The sequence below is a fragment of the Pseudomonas sp. ICMP 460 genome (assembly GCF_002723595.1).
Classification (GTDB): domain Bacteria; phylum Pseudomonadota; class Gammaproteobacteria; order Pseudomonadales; family Pseudomonadaceae; genus Aquipseudomonas; species Aquipseudomonas kitaguniensis.
Genome location: NZ_LKBR01000008.1, coordinates 46,744 through 63,823, shown reverse-complemented (window position 1 = coordinate 63,823; position 17,080 = coordinate 46,744). Strand labels below are relative to the sequence as shown.

The 17,080-nt window shown below is 60.3% G+C and carries 21 protein-coding genes and 1 pseudogene; all 22 read right to left on the bottom strand.

The features are described from left to right. Positions 1-73: 73 nt before the first annotated feature. Entirely contained in the window at positions 74-280 is a 207-nt protein-coding gene (locus AO240_RS08010) for a tail protein X (protein WP_099236034.1), read from the bottom strand. Further along, the gene (locus tag AO240_RS08005; protein ID WP_099236032.1) at positions 255-1,100 is read right to left on the bottom strand and encodes a phage tail protein; all 846 of its coding nucleotides are present in this window, start codon (positions 1,098-1,100) and stop codon (positions 255-257) included. The genes AO240_RS08010 and AO240_RS08005 overlap by 26 nt, the downstream gene beginning before the upstream one ends. A gap of 9 nt (positions 1,101-1,109) precedes the next feature. Further along, entirely contained in the window at positions 1,110-4,154 is a 3,045-nt protein-coding gene (locus tag AO240_RS08000) for a phage tail tape measure protein (RefSeq protein WP_099236030.1), read from the bottom strand. 150 nt (positions 4,155-4,304) lie between these two features. Continuing rightward, entirely contained in the window at positions 4,305-4,589 is a 285-nt protein-coding gene (locus AO240_RS28885) for a phage tail assembly protein (protein WP_256585898.1), read from the bottom strand. Positions 4,590-4,601: 12 nt separating this feature from the next. Beyond that, positions 4,602-4,904, bottom strand: a pseudogene (locus AO240_RS28880) (phage tail assembly protein); the annotation flags it as partial. Positions 4,905-4,918: 14 nt separating this feature from the next. Next, entirely contained in the window at positions 4,919-5,422 is a 504-nt protein-coding gene (locus AO240_RS07990; protein WP_058411101.1) for a phage major tail tube protein, read from the bottom strand. A gap of 12 nt (positions 5,423-5,434) precedes the next feature. After that, on the bottom strand, positions 5,435-6,601 hold the full coding sequence (locus AO240_RS07985) for a phage tail sheath family protein (RefSeq protein WP_058411102.1): 1,167 nt from the start codon (positions 6,599-6,601) through the stop codon (positions 5,435-5,437). Between the two features lie 104 nt (positions 6,602-6,705). Further along, positions 6,706-7,134, bottom strand: coding sequence for a phage tail assembly chaperone (locus tag AO240_RS07980; protein WP_099236026.1), 429 nt, complete (start codon positions 7,132-7,134; stop codon positions 6,706-6,708). A gap of 10 nt (positions 7,135-7,144) precedes the next feature. Next, the gene (locus AO240_RS07975) at positions 7,145-8,572 is read right to left on the bottom strand and encodes a phage tail protein (protein WP_099236024.1); all 1,428 of its coding nucleotides are present in this window, start codon (positions 8,570-8,572) and stop codon (positions 7,145-7,147) included. Further along, positions 8,569-9,258: a phage tail protein I gene (locus tag AO240_RS07970; protein ID WP_099236022.1), complete on the bottom strand. Its 690-nt coding sequence runs from the start codon at positions 9,256-9,258 to the stop codon at positions 8,569-8,571. Before AO240_RS07970 ends, AO240_RS07975 begins: the two co-directional genes overlap by 4 nt. 1 nt (position 9,259) lies before the next feature. Next, positions 9,260-10,141: a baseplate J/gp47 family protein gene (locus AO240_RS07965; RefSeq protein ID WP_099236020.1), complete on the bottom strand. Its 882-nt coding sequence runs from the start codon at positions 10,139-10,141 to the stop codon at positions 9,260-9,262. Continuing rightward, complete coding sequence (locus tag AO240_RS07960) at positions 10,138-10,464, bottom strand: GPW/gp25 family protein (protein ID WP_099236018.1); 327 nt, start codon at positions 10,462-10,464, stop codon at positions 10,138-10,140. Before AO240_RS07960 ends, AO240_RS07965 begins: the two co-directional genes overlap by 4 nt. A gap of 4 nt (positions 10,465-10,468) precedes the next feature. After that, complete coding sequence (locus AO240_RS07955; RefSeq protein WP_099236016.1) at positions 10,469-10,747, bottom strand: hypothetical protein; 279 nt, start codon at positions 10,745-10,747, stop codon at positions 10,469-10,471. A 56-nt stretch (positions 10,748-10,803) separates the two neighbouring features. Further along, on the bottom strand, positions 10,804-11,370 hold the full coding sequence (locus tag AO240_RS07950) for a phage baseplate assembly protein V (RefSeq protein ID WP_099236014.1): 567 nt from the start codon (positions 11,368-11,370) through the stop codon (positions 10,804-10,806). Next, entirely contained in the window at positions 11,367-11,882 is a 516-nt protein-coding gene (locus tag AO240_RS07945) for a hypothetical protein (RefSeq protein WP_099236012.1), read from the bottom strand. Before AO240_RS07945 ends, AO240_RS07950 begins: the two co-directional genes overlap by 4 nt. Continuing rightward, a complete protein-coding gene (locus AO240_RS07940; RefSeq protein ID WP_099236011.1) occupies positions 11,882-12,541 on the bottom strand; it encodes a hypothetical protein in 660 nt (219 codons plus the stop codon). Before AO240_RS07940 ends, AO240_RS07945 begins: the two co-directional genes overlap by 1 nt. Then, positions 12,538-12,858, bottom strand: a complete 321-nt coding sequence (locus tag AO240_RS07935) for a hypothetical protein (RefSeq protein ID WP_099236009.1) — start codon at positions 12,856-12,858, stop codon at positions 12,538-12,540. Before AO240_RS07935 ends, AO240_RS07940 begins: the two co-directional genes overlap by 4 nt. Before the next feature lie 2 nt (positions 12,859-12,860). Continuing rightward, positions 12,861-13,856 carry a major capsid protein gene (locus AO240_RS07930; RefSeq protein ID WP_099236007.1) on the bottom strand — a complete coding sequence of 332 codons (996 nt, stop codon included), beginning with the start codon at positions 13,854-13,856 and terminating at the stop codon, positions 12,861-12,863. Between the two features lie 62 nt (positions 13,857-13,918). Next, positions 13,919-14,257 carry a head decoration protein gene (locus tag AO240_RS07925; protein ID WP_099236005.1) on the bottom strand — a complete coding sequence of 113 codons (339 nt, stop codon included), beginning with the start codon at positions 14,255-14,257 and terminating at the stop codon, positions 13,919-13,921. After that, a complete protein-coding gene (locus tag AO240_RS07920; RefSeq protein ID WP_099236003.1) occupies positions 14,254-15,396 on the bottom strand; it encodes a head maturation protease, ClpP-related in 1,143 nt (380 codons plus the stop codon). Before AO240_RS07920 ends, AO240_RS07925 begins: the two co-directional genes overlap by 4 nt. Further along, complete coding sequence (locus AO240_RS07915; RefSeq protein ID WP_099236001.1) at positions 15,393-16,874, bottom strand: phage portal protein; 1,482 nt, start codon at positions 16,872-16,874, stop codon at positions 15,393-15,395. The genes AO240_RS07920 and AO240_RS07915 overlap by 4 nt, the downstream gene beginning before the upstream one ends. After that, positions 16,874-17,080, bottom strand: a complete 207-nt coding sequence (locus AO240_RS07910; protein WP_056783432.1) for a phage head-tail joining protein — start codon at positions 17,078-17,080, stop codon at positions 16,874-16,876. The genes AO240_RS07915 and AO240_RS07910 overlap by 1 nt, the downstream gene beginning before the upstream one ends.

The following is a 17,080-nucleotide window of genomic DNA, read 5'->3' as shown; positions in this document are numbered from 1 at the left end:
CGCACCAGGCGGGTCAAAACAGAGTGCCGTTACGCGTAACGCAACGAGTTGCCAGCGGCGGTGTGGCCCGAGGTCAATCCCACAAGCTAATCCCTTCCTCGGTCGGGCTGGGCAGATCAGGCAGCACGATCACCACCCCCGCGCGGTAAGGCTGGGGCTCGTCAGCCAACCCCTGATTGGCATCGAGCACCGCTTCGGTGGTTCCGTTCAGATGGCCATAAACGTTATGGCAAATGACATCGAGCATGTCCCCATCAGACGTTCTGCATATCGTCGCCATAACGCACAAACTCCAAACTAAACCCTTGTTTACGCGGAATCCCGCCGTGCAACAGCGCGCCCTGTTCCTCGTTGATAGCCTTCAGACACCAAGTACCGATTACCTCGCCATAGCCCGTGGTCAGGGTTAGCGGCTGTAGCCTGCCGCCGATGGTGCGCAACGTGTCGAGCTGCTTGAGACCACCTTTGAAGCCCGGGTAAATCGTCCCCTTGAGGGTTAGCTTTTCATCCCCCTGGCCCACGGCCTGCTGCGCCGGCCGCCGCGATAAGCGCTCCTGTGAAGCCCAGCGGAATTCAGTCGAGCGGCTTAGCTCGTCGAAGGCCGCCGTATCCAAGTTGAAGTAATAAGGCTGCACCTTGGGGTCTCGCGGCTGGATGATCAGCAAGTGCGGGAACGGCTTCACCGCTTCCGGTGCCGGCGTGGCGTCCACTGCAAAAGAGCTGGTGGGCACGATGTTCGCCAGTGACGGACTGATTTTGCCGGCAATGTTGTTGATCGCCGTGGCCGCTTTGCCCGCTTGCTCCTTCAGCGTACCCAATCGTTCCTGTACTTCGGCGGCGGCACGCGTGGCACGCCCGTACACCGCTGCCACCTGGCCGACCTTGGCCTGTGCCGCATTCACCCCCCGCATGACCCGTTGCAGCTTGGCCCCGATGGCTGGCCCCACAAACGGGATGCTTTCCAGTTCGGACGCGGCGCCGGTTATTTCACTGATGGCACCGTTAACCGGCCCCAGCATGCCGTCAACGCTGCGCCGCCCGGCCTCCCCCGCGTCTACCAGGTACTTGAGGCCCGATTGCAACTGTTCCATATAGGCCATAAAGCCCCCTTATAAGTGAGGTTCGTCATACAGCTTCGTCGCGTTCTGTTTCGCCGCATCGGCCATCATCCGCTGCATGTGCGGCATCAGATCCTGTGCAAAGCGTTGTGGATCTTTGACATCCCCCTGCACCGTGACCGGCATGTTTAGCGAGTACTGAAACTGCTGATCCACTTTGGCCGGGACCGGCTTTTCCGGCGCCTTGGGCTCAATGGCCACGGCCGCCGGCTTAACCGGTGCCTGTACAGCCATTGCGCGCGCGACGTCGCCCAGCACCGGGCCTTGAGGCGCCGGGGCATGAGCCATCAGCAACGCGCCGGAACCGTTCGCCTTGTCCTGATCGGCCGACCCATTGAGCGGCTGAGTCAAGGTGGCCAAGCTTGGAACTGCCGGACCAGGGCGCGGCCCCATCAGTAATGGCGTGATCAGTGGCGCCGGCTTTGCTTCCGGTTTTTCCTCGGGCTTTTCATCATCGCCACCAAACAGCGACTTGCCCAAGGAGCCACCCAACACCGAGCCGCCCTGACTGCCGACATACGCGCCAATCAAACTGCCGATGGCGGTGCCAATAATCGGCACCACAGAACCAATGGCCGCACCCGCCGCCGCGCCGGCCATGGTCCCGGCCAAATTGCCAGCGGCCGCGCCATAGCCTTCAGCCTTTTCGTTCTGGGTCGTGGCATTCTCAAACGTGTCGAACGCCATCGCGCCAGCTTCCATCACCGAGGCGCCCGGTATCATCTTGGCGGCTTTGCCGACCTTGCCTGCCACTTGCACCACGCCACTCAACTTGGCCAACGCCCCGCTGGGAACCGGTACCGGCGGTACCGGTGGAATCGGCGGGCGGGGAATCGGCACCGGTGGCCGGGGTACTGGCGGTCTCGGCGGGAGCGGACTCGGCACCGGCGGCCGAGGCACAGGCGGTCTCGGCGGGAGCGGATTGGGCACCGGCGGCCGAGGTACTGGCGGTCCCGGCCTTGGCACGGGCGGGCGCGGCGGGCCGCCCGCCCGAGGTGGTCTCGGCCGACGACGCGAAGGCGTGCGCCTTGCACCGCGACCACGTCGACGCGCTTCGCCGGCCCCTCCAGCAGCTGCGCCTATATCACTCGCATTTACAACGAAAACCCTTTTGACGCCGTCGTCGCCTCCACCCGCAGCACCACCTTCAGCGCCTTCGTCGCCGCCAGATACCGCCTCCTGCGCTAGCGAAACCACCTTGAGGCCAGTCGCGACCAGGTCGAACTTGCCCGGCTTCTTGTCGTCTTTACCCTCGCTATCGTCGTCACCATCGGCGGGCTCCCCTTTGAAAGCGGCCACCGCCTTAAGCCCTGTTTCAACCAGCGACAGCGCTTTACCGGCCTTGCCCTTGGGCTCTGCGCCTTTCCCACTGCCCTCGCCGTCGCCATCCTTGGCGTTGGTGACGAAGACTTTTTGCACTTCACCAGACTTTCCGCCCAGCGAGCCCCGCGCGAGGTTGAGCAACCCTTTAGCGATCTTGAACGAACTGAGCAAACCCTTTAACGCAACAAGGCCTCCACCAACCGCCACGATCCCCGTTACCACCCCAGGGGTGCTGTCTGACAGCGAAGTAATCCCTTTGGTGACTTTGGTGAGCGTCTCGGCCACGGTATCCGTGACAGGGCGTAGCGCGTCCCCAACGCTGCGCATTGCGTCGTCCATCGACTGGGCCATCTCGGCCCACTTTTGTGACGACGACTCGCGGCGCTCGCTGAGGTTTTTGTCGAGGATGCCGGTTGCGTCGCGCGAATCGTTTTTGAGCTGGCTATACAGCGCCTTGTTCTGCATGTAAGCGGAAAGCGCAGCCTTCACCTGCATGTCGGCGAACAGGTCGCCGGTGCGCAATGACTCTTCCAGCGAGGCCATCATGGCCTTGGCTTTCTGCGGGTCAGATTCCTTGCTGATCTTTGCCGTTGCCTCGGCCATCGCGGCCGCACGCTTCGGATCGGTGGCCTGAATGTACTTCTGAGCTAACGCCATGCTCGTTTCGAGCGTGGACATACCGTTCTGCAAACCGGTTTGCATCGAGCCCTTATAGTCAATGCCAGCGTTTTGGTAGGCTTTGACCGTGTCGGTCGAACCTATTTTGCCCATCCAGTTTTTGAGGTTGTTCGCCGCCTCATCGGCGCCGCCGGCAGACTTCATCTGCACTTGCAGCATGGCGCCCAACTGAGTCACCGCATCCATGCCAGTGATACCCAGGCTGCCCATGTTGGCCAACAGTTCAGGGAACCACTTGGCCATGTCGGCGGCTTCAAAGCTGCCCGCCTGCCCTTGGTAGGCAATCGCCTCCAGCGCTTGCTGCATCTGCTTGGGGTCGGTGATCTTGGCGTTCTGCCCTAAGGCGTTGATCATCTTGGCCGTGTCTACGCCACTTGATCCCTGCCCCACAACGAACTTGGCCGCGACCGGCGCATATTCCAACGCCTTGCTCAAATCCATGCCGGCGCCGACCAACTGATTGACCACGTCGGCGACTTCGTTACGTGCCATGCCGGTGTCGCGCGACGTATCAATGATTTTTCGCGAAACCTCCTGCTCTTGCGGCTTGTTGGCAATGCCAGCCTTGATCGCAATATCACGAACAATGGCACCGAAGTCAGCGCTCACCTTCGTCGGAATTGCCAGCATGCCGACCCCGACGACAGCTGCGCCGACCGCGCTTTTCATGCCGTCCTTGCCGGCATTAATTTGCTGGTGTCCTTTGGCTTTAAGCTCTGCCTTGTTCGCGGTCTGCCCCAGGGACCGATAGGCCTTCTCTAGCCCGCCGACTTCAATACCCTGCTTTTTAAGCATGTCCAGATTTGAATTCAACCGACCCAGCAACTTCGACGCCCCAGCAGAGCCGCTGTCATGGGCTTTCTTCCATTCCTCGCGCAAGCGAATGGTGTCGCCGATAGTGCGCTGCAGAACGCGCGCCTTGTTACCTTCGGCCTCAAGACGCTTGATGCGCCCCGTTACATCTTTGAACGCAGCGCCGACAGTCGAGCTGACGGCGCCGCCGATGACCAGCCCGAGAGCGATTTTGTTCGCCATGTCATGGCCCCCATTTGCACAGCCTCACCGAAAGAGGCTCAATCCGTGAGCCACCAAACCATCTCAGCAAACGGCATCGACTGAATCTCAGCGGCGGAAAATCCGGTTTCCGCCGCCAGACGTTTCGCGGCCATTTTTATAACGCCGGGGTTAAATCCCGTCGTCTTGGTCCATGCGAAAATAGCCGGCCTGCAGGCGGTTAAAATCCACCAGCTTCAGGCCCTCCAGGTCTGCGACCGGCGCACCGGCCAGCTCGGCAAACAACACCAGCTCGCGCTGCTCGGCATCGCCCCCTGCCTCACGGTTCGCCGAACGAACGTCGCGCACGGTTGGGGAACGCAGGGTCAACTTGTCGACGGTCACGCCGTTGATCACGGTCGGACACGACAACGTGACCTGCACGTTATCGGTGGTGATCGACAACCAGGCCGGCATCGACTCCGAATAATCAGTATCCGGGACCAAACGCGAATAGCCCGACTGAACGCGGCGATAGTCCACCAGTTTCAGGCCTTCAAGGTCCTTGACGCCCAACTCTGCCAAGCCCGCGAACAACATCATTTCGCGCTGCTCGGCATCACCATTAGAGGCGCGGTCAGCCGCCCGCACTTCGCGCACCGTAGGGCCGCGCAAGGTCAACGTATCGACCTTGATCCCATTGGCATCACTCGGCCGCGAAAGTGTCACGACAGCGGACTCTGCGGTGATCTTCAGCCAATCCGGCAATTTGTTTACGTCTACTTGATTCATCTGGATTTCTTCCCTTACAGGCCGAGCGCGGTGCGCACTTCGAGGAGTTGGTCTTTGCCGTCGATCACCTGAACGCCAGCGACCATGTCGATTTCGTACATGAGGCGCCCGTCGATTTCGAGCTTGTAGTAAGCAACCGCGATGGCGTGTTTGATCTCGGCCGAATCACCCGCTTTCCAGTCGCCCGGGTCGACCTCTTTGAGCCGACCACGCAAGGTGGCGATAACCGCCGTCACCGCACCTTTTTGCCCCCTGAAGGCGCCCCGGAACGTCGAATTGAAAGCGGTCCCATCGGCCAAGCCGAAGTACTTCAGCGACTCACGGCGCACGCCCTTGGTAATAAAGGACGCTTCCATTTTTTCCAGGCCTTGGTCCATCTCAATGGCACCGGCCATACCGCCACCGCGATACTCGTCGGTCTTGCTGGTCAGCTTGGGCAGCGTCAAGCTGGGCACGTCACCGGAGAAGTTAACGCCGTCAACAAACAGGTTCGTGTTGTACAAAGTTTGAGGAATCATCTGCGTGGTCTCTTAGGCTGCTTCAAGAACTTCGGTCATCCACTGATCGGTGACTTCGAAAAGGAAATTCGGGTTTTCAGCTGGCGGCACGTCGGTAAAACGGATGCGCCAATACACCTTGCCCTGGGCAATTTGGCTGGCCGTGTTCAGCTCGGTGTCCGGGAATACTTCGAAGTTGATAATTGCGCCTTGGGCCTTGAGGTCGCGCATGAACGCTTCCAGGCCATTGGTGACATCCGTTACGTACGTTTTGGTGATCGAGCGGTCTACGGCCCACTTATGGCCGGCTTGCACCGCATCCATGAGGATGAACAGCGTACGAACGCGGGTGACGAACGCCCATTTCGGATCGCTCGACAGCGTGCGGTTACCCCACAAGCGATAACCGTCGTCGCGGATGATCGTCGTGATATTGGCGTTATTCAGCAGGTTGGCTCGGCACGTCGCGTCACCGTCCAGATACTCCACAGCCCGGGTCGTGCCAGTGATGCCGGTAAATTCCTTGTTCGACGGCGAGGCCCAAAAGCCGTACTCCGCATCGGTCCAGGCAAACAAACCAGCGGCCCAAGCTGAACCCGGGGCATCCACGGTCTTGCTGAGTTCGGTGTCCCAGTACTGCACACCAGGGTCAACCATGAACAGGTTACGGCTGCCGAAGTTTTTCGCGTAGGCCATGGCGGCCTCGTCCGTGGTGCCAGGCCCGTCGATAATGCCGATAGCGCGCAGCTTCTGCGCCAGGCTATCGAGCGCGGTGGCCACCGCCTGAGTGGCCGTGTGGCCTGGCGCGATCAGCAACCGCGGCTGCGCGTTAAACAGGCTTTTACCATCGAGCAAGGCTTGCAAGCCAGTGCGCTGGCCCGAGACCAGGACGCCGCCAATGATCGCCGAGGTTTGCAGCGCCGCGTCTTCCATCTTAGGCACGCCGATGGCGACGATCACCGCCTTGGCTTTGGCATAGATCGCCTTGCAGGCCTTGGTAATCGCCGAGTCAGCGCCAAAGGCGGCAATGGCTTCGCGCTCGGTGGTGATCAACTTCAGCTCGCCGGCCTTGGCGGTGCCGCCGCCGAGGACGCCCGGAGTGAAGGTGCTGCACAACCCAATGATCGACGACGACGGCAGCGAGATAGTGCGTGCGCCGGTATCAACCGAAGTCGTGGTGACGCCGTGATAGAAACTCATAACGTTCAATCTCCAGGAACGAAAAAGCCCCGCTTAAGCGAGGCTGGGAGGGGTGTCTGTGTTACGCGTAACGGGAAAACAAAACGCCCCGACAAGGCGGGGCGTTATTGGGTTTGCTGGTCGATCCAGTTGGGCCGTAGCGGCTTGGTCTTACTCGCCGGAAACCCTTCAACGGCTGGCCAGTCGCGCAACTGTTGAACGTAATCAATCAATTCGCCGGACTGAGCGGAGGTCAAGGTCGTCGAACGGCCGGCGTCGACCTCATCACGGTGACGCTCGCGCAACCATTTGAGGCTATCAATCTCGGTATCCCGCCACTGCCTTGCCTGCGCAATCAAAGCTTCGTCAGAAAGCGGCTCAGGATCGACCAGTACCGGGAAGCCCTTTTCACCCGCAAGAATTATCCGGCCCGCAGCTTCCCCTGTTAACAACGCCGTCCGCTGATCTTGCGTAATGTTGACTGCATCGGCCGGTATCGACAGGTGAATTTCATCGTCGTAGAAACCGCCAGTTTGGGGTGAGTAATAAAGCATGGTGCTTTCCTTATTTTCCGAGTGCGCGCCAGTACAAGACTTGTGGCACGGTAGCTGAACTGGTGACGACGGCCCGCTCTTTACCTCGCGCCTCACCCCCCACGTACCCTGTCGGACTACTAGAGGCCGTCGCGATAAAGTGAAAACACGCGACGGGAAACGCCAGCGGAAAAGTCACCGTGATCGGCTCGTTGACCGCACCCGTCGTGGTGATCTCGCCCCACTGCTCAATCAAACCACTTGGCAGAAACTGGTAGCCCGGCGTGGTCATCGAAGCGCTGAACAGCTTTGAAGTCTTCAGCGTTTCACTGCCGCAGTGCCCACGCCAGACGCTGCCCTCGCGGACCACAATCACGTCGCCGCCTGGCGAGAACGTGTAAGGGGTCGGCACCGCGAGGTTGTTCATGGCGAACTGATCGCCATTGGCCGTAGTGAGTTTAGAGGTGGTCGACGTCGGACCCGCTGACAGCAAATACGCCGTGCCTTCTGGCACAGAGGTTGTCAACGGCAACGTGGCCACCACCCCGGCCGCCAACTCAATACGCATCCCCCGCTCATCAACTGTCAGGGCGCGACTCTGCGCAACGGTGCGGCTACCGGCAAAATTGCCCATCAAGCCAGCCAGGATGTTACGAAAGCTCAACGCGGTGGTGCCCAGCACAATTGGCGCATCCGTCACTAACTGCCACTGAGTGTCAGCATTGACCGTGCCCCGCTCAACGCTAACCAGCAATGCCGGCGTCACCTTGTCGCTGGTATCGGCGTCGACAGTGCGAACCCAACTATCAGCGCTGACCAGGTACAGGCCATTATCCTTCGGCTGGTCTTGATTCTTCACCAGCACGCGAGAGCCAGCGGGAGCGGCCAAGCCATCAATCACTTGCACACCGGCCAGCACCATTGGCCCCGTCGTGGCCACCAACACCGATTGCTTGGTGTCCAGCCGGTTGACTGCATTGGCGACCGAGTCGTCGACGTATTTGCGTGTCGCCAGAACCACGGCCGGGTCAATGGTCAGCACGATGTTACTTGCGCTGCTCACCACAAAATTCATGCGCAGCGTTTGCGTGCGCCCTGAGCCTTGGGAGAGCTTGGGCTTGAAGCTTGGGGCACAGTTGGCAATGGCCACCAGGTCACCGTCTGCATCAAACAGCCCCAGCTCCCGCACCCAAAAACCGCCCTCGTCGGCAGGAATAACCTGCTCGGCGACCAAGATGGCCGGGTTAGCAGGATCGGGCGCCAGTGAGTTCAAAGGAGCGCGGCGCCGCTCGTTGATCAGTACCTTTTGCATGCGGTCTGGCAATGGATCGAGGCCATTGGCATCACCCACCGCCATGTGGGTGATTTTCCACGTCAGCAAACCTGCATCGGCCTTGACCTGCTTGGCCTCCCCGGCCGCAGTCAGGATGGCGTAGAACTTTGAATTGGCATCAATCATGGATATACGTCCAAAAAGTCTATGGAATGTTCGCGGGCAGATACCCCGGTCACGCAGTCAACCGAGATAACGCCGCTTGAAGGCGGGTAAATATCCAGCGCGTCAATGGAATGCTCACGCCCTGCGCCGCCGATAACGCCTGTGACTTCAATGTCCTGCAATACGGGCGGATAAACATCAATCTCGTCGCCGTCATACACACCGGCAAACACGTTAATGCCACCGGTGGTTTCCAGGCTGATGGCCAGCCCCGTCAGTTTCCGGCTGACGGGCTTGGCGTCATCAATCAGCCGCTCCAGCTCCTGATACATTTCCTCGGTGATACCGGTGTCCAACACACCAACCTTCAGCGCAAAGGTGCCGGGCACCCCTTCGGGTTTCATGTTGAACCACTCGATAATCTCGATCAGGTAGCCCAAGGGCTCAACCACGCGGCGCAGCGCGCCAATGGTCCCCTTGTGGGCATGGATGTAGTAAGAGGCCTTAATGGCCGCCCGCTTGACCGCCTCCGGCCATCGGTAGTCCCAGCGATCCACCGACCACGCCCAGGCCAGGTGCGGCAGCAAATGCACCGGGCAGGTATCCGCGTTGTAGAGGTCGCGCAGCGGGACAATCGTTTTCTCAAAAAACGTCGCCTCCATGGCGCGTTCCAGTTGCGTGCTGTTGATCGGCAGTAGGCTTTTCATATCAGCCCGCCAGCGTCACGGTATAGCCCGTGCAGTACGCCGCCTGAGCCTTGGTCGGGGACAAGTCCTGCCAGCCGACCAGCTCAACCCGGGAAACGCCGGCAACGTGCAACTGAGCGTCTACGCCGGAGCGTGCGACCTCAACGCCCAGCCGTTTGCGCGGATTGATCCAGGCCGCCAACCGGCTTTTGGCCTCGGCCAAACTGGCATCCGCTTCGGGACCGGCGCCGGTCATGTGCAGAATCGCCTGAATTTGGTAAGGGATCACCTGGGCGCTCTGCACCGTCACCCGATCACACACCGGCCGCACATTGTCGTCATTCAGTGCGGCGGCCACGGTGGCCAGCAGCTCCGGTGGCGCCACGCCCTGCCCGTCTAAACCCAGCACCGTTACGGTAACGTAACAAGGCGCCGGACTTTCGGCCGTGGCATCCGCGACCAACCCCGAGGCGTTACGCGCATGCAGGATGTAGCTGTTTCGCGGGCCAGCCGTAGTCAACCCCTCATAGGCCAACTGGATGCGCTCACGAAACGGGTCGTCATCCTCCATGACCAAAGGCACCGGTGGCACCGCCAGCAGATCCTCGGCCTGAATGACCAGGCGCATTAGATTGACGTTGGCCCCCAGGTGATCGAGGTCGCCGCGTATGGCGTGTGCCAGCAATACCGCTTTGCCAGCGTCATTAACCCGGGCACGGTTGCCAACCTTGATGTACGCGCCAACCTCCAGCACCTTGACCACCGGATCGCTTTCAAGCGCGGCAGTCCAGTTGCCGCCCATATAACCGCGAAACACCGCCAGCCCTTCCTGATAAACCTCTTCGAAATCCAGCGGCTCCAACACGGTCGGCGCCGGCAACGACGACAGATCCACGATACTCATACGGCCACCTCCAGCGTGACGCCATCGCCTCGGTACTGCCCGACGACTTTCAGGTTGATTTGCCCGCCGACAACGGAAATGACTCGCACCTGATCCAGTTTCAAGCGCGGCTCAAAGCGCCCCAAGGCGCGAGCGACCTCGGCCTGTACCGCGCTTTTCCAGCCTTCGTTAACGGGCAAGTCAACAAACCGCCGAAGATGGCTGCCGTAGTCCGGCCGATGCCGGCGACTGCCCAATGGCGTGCCCAAAATATCGGGAACGCTTTGGCGCAAATGCGCGATGCCGGAAATGGGCAGGCCGGTGTGGCGGTCCATTCCGATCATTGAATTACTCCTGCAATTGCTCCAGCTCTGGATGCGCTTTCAAAAACGCATATTGATCATCGCCGCAAGCGGTAACACGACTGACAACCACAGGCAGCTGGCTGCCGCTTGGCATGATCAAGGTGCGCGAGGTAAAAACCTTGTCGCGAAAAACGCGCGCGGGTCCGATGGATTCAACCGAGCCAGCCGGAACAGGAAGAGCCACCGGCGCTGCTTTCAATCCCGGCACTGCAATAACTTCACTGACGGCCGCAGATTCGCCGTCAACCCTTGACTTACTCATAAGGCAAACTCCAGATATGAAAAAGCCCACACTGGGTGGGCTGTTGTGAGTTGAAATTAATGCGTGTGGTGGTTGCTGTTGCCACCCGCATCAATGATCGCGCCGGCACTGGTGATGCCCTTCGTAACGTGTAACGCACCGTCGATGGTCACCGCCGCTTTCAGGTTGATGTTGCCGGTGGTCACATTCACGGCGCTGTCCGTGATGACCGCCTCGGTGCTGGCGACTTTGATGGTCACTGTGCCGGTGGGCAGGGTGATGCTGTAGCTCTTGGCTTGCCAGTCGTAGATCAGCGAACCGCCATCATCAAACCGCCAGACTTCAACATGATCGCGGTTATCCGGCGGAGGGCCGGCATTACCATACAGACCGGGGATGAAGGTGCCTTGTGCCACATCACCGCTGGTACTGACCAATGTCCCCTGCTCGCCCAGAGACGGAGCCCTCCAATGCCTAGCCTTGCCGGCAGCGATGCTGTGCCAACGCACCCAGGCGCTAGTCCATTCGCCATCCGAAACCCGACATACCGGCGGAGATGCAGCCAAGTCGACCGCCACCACAAAACAATCTTTGACCAGCCCGGCGAGCATGCGGTCATGTTGAGCGCTGGCATAGCTACTCATATGTCCGCCGCCGGCACAAAGTCCTCTTTGACATCGTTGTTAAACCCGAACAATAGCGAACCCGGGGGCTGATCAGGCCACGGCCATTCCTCGGGGCCGAGGTACACCTGCTGCGTCCACTCCACCAGCCAGACCGTGTAACCATCCAGCATGGGCTGAGTCCAATCTTGCACGGCCTGGACGAACTCGGCCGGTTCGACTTCAAGCCCCCAGGTCTGCGCCCGCAGTAGAACGGCGAGCTGAGTAGCCAGATGCACCGCCTGATGCTGATGATTAGGACTGATCGGGTCAACAATGATGCGTGCCTCAAACTTGCACACCAAAGTGGTTTCGCCAGTGCCGATATCTGCACCTGGCTCAATCTCAGCCAGTTCCAGGAACACCGCTGGCAACGAGACGCGGTCTTGAATGTTCGGCCAGACGCTTACAGCCTGAACCCCAGACAAATGGGTAGCCAGGTGTTGCTCAACGGCCTGGTACAACTGGGTCAGGCTAAAAGGTTCGTCAGCCATTACCCGCTCCTCTTGAGGTATTTTTGTATCTCAAAGTTGAGTTCCTGTCTCAGTATCTCCAGCAAACGCTCATCGGCCTTTTGTACCCAGCTTTCAAAGTGGGGACGAGCTTGCTCCAATGACACTTTTGCCTTGGCCAACGGAAAGCGGCTGCCATGTTCGGCGACCCATCCCGAACTCGCCCCGCGACCGGGTGACACCGTGCTATCGGGATAGTCATCCGCGTTGAAATGCTTGCTCGCGGTACGAATCCAGATGTCGGCTTTGTCGCCGTATACCTTTTTCAAGAAGGCGCCCTGGTAACGCCGGCCGGCGACCGAAACGCCGGTACCGGTCTGCCTTGCGCGGCCGATTCGGCTGGATTCGATGGCATTCAAACCGAACCACAGCTTGCCGCTTGCAGCCCCACCGGACACCGGGTAACTACGCAACCGCTGACGCACCGCCGCGACGGCAATGCGCTCCTGACGACTGACCGCCCGGGCAATGTGCGTGCGCAGCCAACCGAGGGTCTTGTTGATTGCTCGACGTTGCGCTGTGGCCGCCGCCTTGGGCACCACCTTGGCGAAGTCCTGAAACGCTTGCAGATCTGCGGCCGATGACTGGATGGAGATCATCCCGCCACCAGACGAGGGTTTGAAGTAGCTACCGACACTCATGGGCGTAACCTCAAGATCAAGGCAACCAGGCCGTCGCCGCTCGGTTCCAGCTGCAGCAGGTCGTAATCGCCGCCGCCGTCCAAGGCGGGCAAGTCGACGCTGACCAGCAGCCCGCGTTTCAAGCCTACCGAATCGCTAACGCGGATCTCAAACCGAGGCTCACGCAAGCCGGTGTTGAGCTTGCCGAGCTTCGGCTGCAACCAGGGCGCGGCAAACATGCCAAGCACTGGTTCTTCTCGGCCTTCGATCCGTGCGCTATCGCCCAGTGTTTCGAAGACCACTTCGTCGATGTCGTCGATCAGATCGCGGAAGGCCACAGTCACATTTCCAGCAGAATCTGCGCCAACGGCCGCGTGCAAATATGCAGCGGGTTGGACTGCGCTTCGCCAGCCACCCCCTTGTTGAAGGGCAGCGGCTCGATCTTGCTGTAGTAAGGAATGCCTTCGGTGTTGACCGTTTCCATGTAGTCGGCCGGCGCGAACGTCGAGATGTACAGATCAGGCACGCCTTCGGGAATCAACAATGCCTTGTCATCGTGGATGAAAGAAACACCGGCCACCTTGCCGCGATAGCGCTCCCAGACAATCCCGCCGAACTCGAAGCTTTCACGGGCATCGCCGCGCAGAGCAGCGGCTTGAATGGTGTTGAGGTACGTCAATTTTACCGATTCGTGGGAGACCAGCGAGTTCCAGAAGTTTTTCCCGCAGAGCGCACGGGAGCCGGAACTGGTGATACTACCCAGCGCGTCTTCCTGCAGATCGAGAGCCTCTCCGGCACGGACTCGCAGTTCTGTCTTAGGATCGTTCAACCCCATCGACAGCCTTTTGCGGGAGACGCCAAACGTCTTGTAGATATCCAGCAGAACAGTCTTACCGTCTGCATCAAGCACCTGACCGTTCAGAGCGCCCATGCGTTGAAATTCGTGAGTGGCGTCTAACTGGCGGCGTGCTTTTGCCAGGCGCTTGTTGACCACATCTTGCACCGCCTGCAGTTCACTGCGGGTACCGAAGGCGCGAATACCTTGAATCTCGTCGGCCTTGATAGTGAAGCGCTGTGGCAAGTGCACGGTGTTAAACGGGATCATGTGACGCTTGGATCCAGCCACTACCAGGCCCGAGGTACCACGCTCGCCGGCTGGCACCAGCGCAAGGGTGTCGCCGTCTTTCTCGATCTGCACGGTCAGCGTGCTGATGCCTTCTTCGCGGAACAGGCCAAGACTGCTGATGCGGCCCGGCAGGTATTCCTGCTCATTGATTGCAGCGGTCAGCGAGGAGACGCTGAATGCATCGTCTTCAAAAATGGCGATATCGGCCATGGGGTACTCTCCAGAAACGAAAAATCCCGCACTCGGCGGGATGGATAAATGAGGTGAACGTCTTAACGGACGATCACGAAATGGGCGGCCAGGGCCTTTTCGGCTGCGGGGTCGAGGCCGGTCAAATGGACTTCACTGACTTCGGCCTGACGCACGATGGCGCGGCCGCGACGAACCACATCAGACTGCCCCAGCGGGCCGTAGAGGATCGCGATGGCGTTTTCAGATCCGTCCTCAGCTGTCGGCTGATAGGGTGCAAACTCGCCCGTAGCGGTAACCAGCCCAAGGATCTGGCCCGGCTCCAACGCCGGCCCGGCGGCGACGTTGATCGCTTCGCGTGAGATGGTGCCGGGGCCTTCGGAAAGCAGGAACTCGCCCGCGTGCATCGATTCGATTTTCATGTTCTTACTCCTTTCGAGGTTCCGTTCTGCGCTGCCTGCCGGCTTGCCCAGATTAAATTACTATCGACCTGTTTGGCCTTGACAGTGGATGCAGGATCATTGTCCAGCGGTAGGCTGTTGTTGATTTCAAAACCGCCGCCGCTGCCGACCAGCTTGTCGAACAGACGCGCCCTGACAGCAGCTTCATCCAGGCCAGCGGCCAGGAACTCGCTGGTCAGCTCCGGCAATCGTGCTGCGACGCACAAGCCGTGCAGTACTTTTGCCTTAGTCAGCGCGGCCGTGACTACCGCCTCGCTTTCCAGCCTGGTGGTAGCAAGCAGTGGCTCCACCAGGTTACTGATGCCGGCCGCCGCGCAACCTTTGGTGACCAGCAGAGCCAATCCAGCGGCGTCTAATACGGGTGGCGGATTCGGCGGGCTATCAGGCTCTGGCGGCTCGACTTCCGGCTCTTCGTCCAGCTGGGCGAGCAGTTCGGCCGGTGCATGCTGAAAACGCTGCAACACACTGCCCTGTCCAAGACAGGCGCTAACCTTGAGGCCATCGCCGACTTCATCAGCCAGGCCCAGTGCCACCGCTTCGTTGGCCGTGAGCCAGGTTTCAGCATTGACCATGCGCCGCAGCTCGGCTTCGTCGATGTCCGGCGCCTTGGCCTTGTAGGCCGCGATGATCGCTTCCAGGGTCTGGTCCAGTACATCCGCGACACGGCGGAAGTCTTCGGCATCACCACCGGTAAAGGTGTAGGGGTTGTGGATCATCAACATAGCATTGGCTGCGATCACCACTCGGTGAGCGCCGCACACTGCGACACTGGCCGCGCTCGCCGCCAGGGCATCAATGCGCCCGGTACAGCGCTCACCCAGTCGCGACAATGCGTTATGGATCGCCAAGCCGTCGAACAGATCGCCGCCGATGCTGTTGAACGCAACGGTCACAGGCGACACCCCGTCATCCATGGCGCGCAGATCCTGCACGAACTGATTGGCGGTAACGCCCCAGGCGCCGATCTCGCCGTAAACAAAGATCTCGATGCTGCGTTGTTCAGCCTCTCCGCTGGCCTGGAAGGTATACCAGCTCTTATCGGAGACCTTGACCTGCTTACCGGCCTTGTCATAAACGCGGGGTTTCGTTTTTTTGCTCATGGTTGTTCCTTGTCATCGATGACAGCGATGGCTTCAAGAGTCGAATAGTTGAGTCCAAGGTCCGTGGCCCTGGCGAGATCAGCGGCGTTTTCCGTGTCGACCGTTTCCGCGTCGTAGCCGGTACGCAGCACCATCTCGCTACGCGAGGCAAAGCCCGCTCGTACTTCCATCTGCCGCGCCTGTACGTCCTGCACTGGCTGAATGTAGGCCCAGCCTTGAGGCACCCAACGTGTACGCAGGTATTCCCGCCGACGTTGCGAGTAGTCCTCCAGCACCAATGCGCCGGACAGCACTGCCATGTCCATCCAAGCGGCACGCACCGGGCGACAGAGCTGATGCACGTACACGCCGAATTGCAGCTGCTCCAGGCGTCGCCGGAACTCGTTGAGCACCACCCGCAGCGCCCGGTCGTTGACCTCGCGCATATCACCGGTAAGGATCTCGTACGGCGTGCCCGAACCCGCCGCCGCCGCCATCAGTTGCTGCCGCATGAAGTCCGGGTAGTTGTTGCCGGCGTCCGGTGGCTTGGAGAACTCCACCTCTTCACCTGGTCCCAGCTCCTGCATGGTGCCAGGCTCCAGCGCGACCATTGGGGTGAAGCCGTCGCGGTCTGTGACCAGGAGCTCTCCGGTCACCGGGTTGCGCGCTTGCGGTCCGGCCTCAGGTGCAGGACGCTTGATGAAGCCGGCAAAGAGGTTCGCTACCTCTTGGCGGAACAACACCGCGTCATCGTAGTTATCCAGACTTCGCAAGCGTTTCAACACCGGGGACAAGCGCGGTACACCGCGCAGTTGCCCTGGCTCCATCGGTTCGAAGATATGCAGCACCTGCGCCGCCGGTACGCGCACCAACTGGTTGTACCCGGAGTTGAACGACGAGGAATCGCGTGGATGCGAGAGGTACATCCAATACGCCACGCGCTTGCCGGCCGGGTTGAACTCGATCCCGGCGCGAATCACGTTGCCGTTTTTGGCTGTTTCGAACTTGTCGTGCGGGACAAACTCAGGTGCCAGCGCCTGCAGCTGCAGCGGCACCGCTAAGCCCTCACTTAGGCTGCGCGGCCGCAACCGCACGAAGCACTCACCGGCCGTTTCAACGGTGCGCGCTACCAGGGCCTGCATGCCGTAGAAGTCGGTCAGTTCATCGGCGTCCGCTTCGTCAACCCAGTCGTCCCACAACTGCTGCTGGAGTTTGCGCAGTGCCGCGTCATCCGTGGTCGGCCTGGGCGTGATGCCGGTGCCGATCAGGTTGCTGACGCGCTTGTCGATGACATTGAAGGCGTACGGGTCATTGCGCACCGCCGCCCGTGAACGCGCCCGCAAGTTACGCAGGGCCGGGGTGTTGATGCTGTTGATGCCGTTGTCGGTGGCTTCCCAACTGGCCGAGCGTCGGCCCTCACCCGCGCCTTCGTAACTGGCCTTGATGTTCGACGGCAGCAAGAATCCATTACGGGTCAGCGTCGGATAGTGTCGTGCCATTAGAGTCCTTTGCCTCCATGCATGAGCCGAACCACACGAGAGCGAGGCCCGGCAGCGTTGGTCAGTGACGTACGAATCTCGTCGCGGGCCTTGAGCAGTTCGTCGATGGATCGGTATTCCACCGTGCGGTCGCTGTAGCGCACGGTTTTTTCACCGCGTGCGATGGCGCGCTCGATGGCTTCGAGGTGCTTCGGAGTAAACGACAT

Excerpts from the sequence above, each read along its gene's own strand:
- AO240_RS08010 (WP_099236034.1), bottom strand. The coding sequence starts at position 280 with ATGGCGACGATATGCAGAACGTCTGATGGGGACATGCTCGATGTCATT.
- AO240_RS08005 (WP_099236032.1), bottom strand. The coding sequence starts at position 1,100 with ATGGCCTATATGGAACAGTTGCAATCGGGCCTCAAGTACCTGGTAGAC.
- AO240_RS08000 (WP_099236030.1), bottom strand. The coding sequence starts at position 4,154 with ATGGCGAACAAAATCGCTCTCGGGCTGGTCATCGGCGGCGCCGTCAGC.
- AO240_RS28885 (WP_256585898.1), bottom strand. The coding sequence starts at position 4,589 with ATGCCGGCCTGGTTGTCGATCACCACCGATAACGTGCAGGTCACGTTG.
- AO240_RS07990 (WP_058411101.1), bottom strand. The coding sequence starts at position 5,422 with ATGATTCCTCAAACTTTGTACAACACGAACCTGTTTGTTGACGGCGTT.
- AO240_RS07985 (WP_058411102.1), bottom strand. The coding sequence starts at position 6,601 with ATGAGTTTCTATCACGGCGTCACCACGACTTCGGTTGATACCGGCGCA.
- AO240_RS07980 (WP_099236026.1), bottom strand. The coding sequence starts at position 7,134 with ATGCTTTATTACTCACCCCAAACTGGCGGTTTCTACGACGATGAAATT.
- AO240_RS07975 (WP_099236024.1), bottom strand. The coding sequence starts at position 8,572 with ATGATTGATGCCAATTCAAAGTTCTACGCCATCCTGACTGCGGCCGGG.
- AO240_RS07970 (WP_099236022.1), bottom strand. The coding sequence starts at position 9,258 with ATGAAAAGCCTACTGCCGATCAACAGCACGCAACTGGAACGCGCCATG.
- AO240_RS07965 (WP_099236020.1), bottom strand. The coding sequence starts at position 10,141 with ATGAGTATCGTGGATCTGTCGTCGTTGCCGGCGCCGACCGTGTTGGAG.
- AO240_RS07960 (WP_099236018.1), bottom strand. The coding sequence starts at position 10,464 with ATGATCGGAATGGACCGCCACACCGGCCTGCCCATTTCCGGCATCGCG.
- AO240_RS07955 (WP_099236016.1), bottom strand. The coding sequence starts at position 10,747 with ATGAGTAAGTCAAGGGTTGACGGCGAATCTGCGGCCGTCAGTGAAGTT.
- AO240_RS07950 (WP_099236014.1), bottom strand. The coding sequence starts at position 11,370 with ATGAGTAGCTATGCCAGCGCTCAACATGACCGCATGCTCGCCGGGCTG.
- AO240_RS07945 (WP_099236012.1), bottom strand. The coding sequence starts at position 11,882 with ATGGCTGACGAACCTTTTAGCCTGACCCAGTTGTACCAGGCCGTTGAG.
- AO240_RS07940 (WP_099236011.1), bottom strand. The coding sequence starts at position 12,541 with ATGAGTGTCGGTAGCTACTTCAAACCCTCGTCTGGTGGCGGGATGATC.
- AO240_RS07930 (WP_099236007.1), bottom strand. The coding sequence starts at position 13,856 with ATGGCCGATATCGCCATTTTTGAAGACGATGCATTCAGCGTCTCCTCG.
- AO240_RS07925 (WP_099236005.1), bottom strand. The coding sequence starts at position 14,257 with ATGAAAATCGAATCGATGCACGCGGGCGAGTTCCTGCTTTCCGAAGGC.
- AO240_RS07920 (WP_099236003.1), bottom strand. The coding sequence starts at position 15,396 with ATGAGCAAAAAAACGAAACCCCGCGTTTATGACAAGGCCGGTAAGCAG.
- AO240_RS07915 (WP_099236001.1), bottom strand. The coding sequence starts at position 16,874 with ATGGCACGACACTATCCGACGCTGACCCGTAATGGATTCTTGCTGCCG.
- AO240_RS07910 (WP_056783432.1), bottom strand. The coding sequence starts at position 17,080 with ATGTCGTTTACTCCGAAGCACCTCGAAGCCATCGAGCGCGCCATCGCA.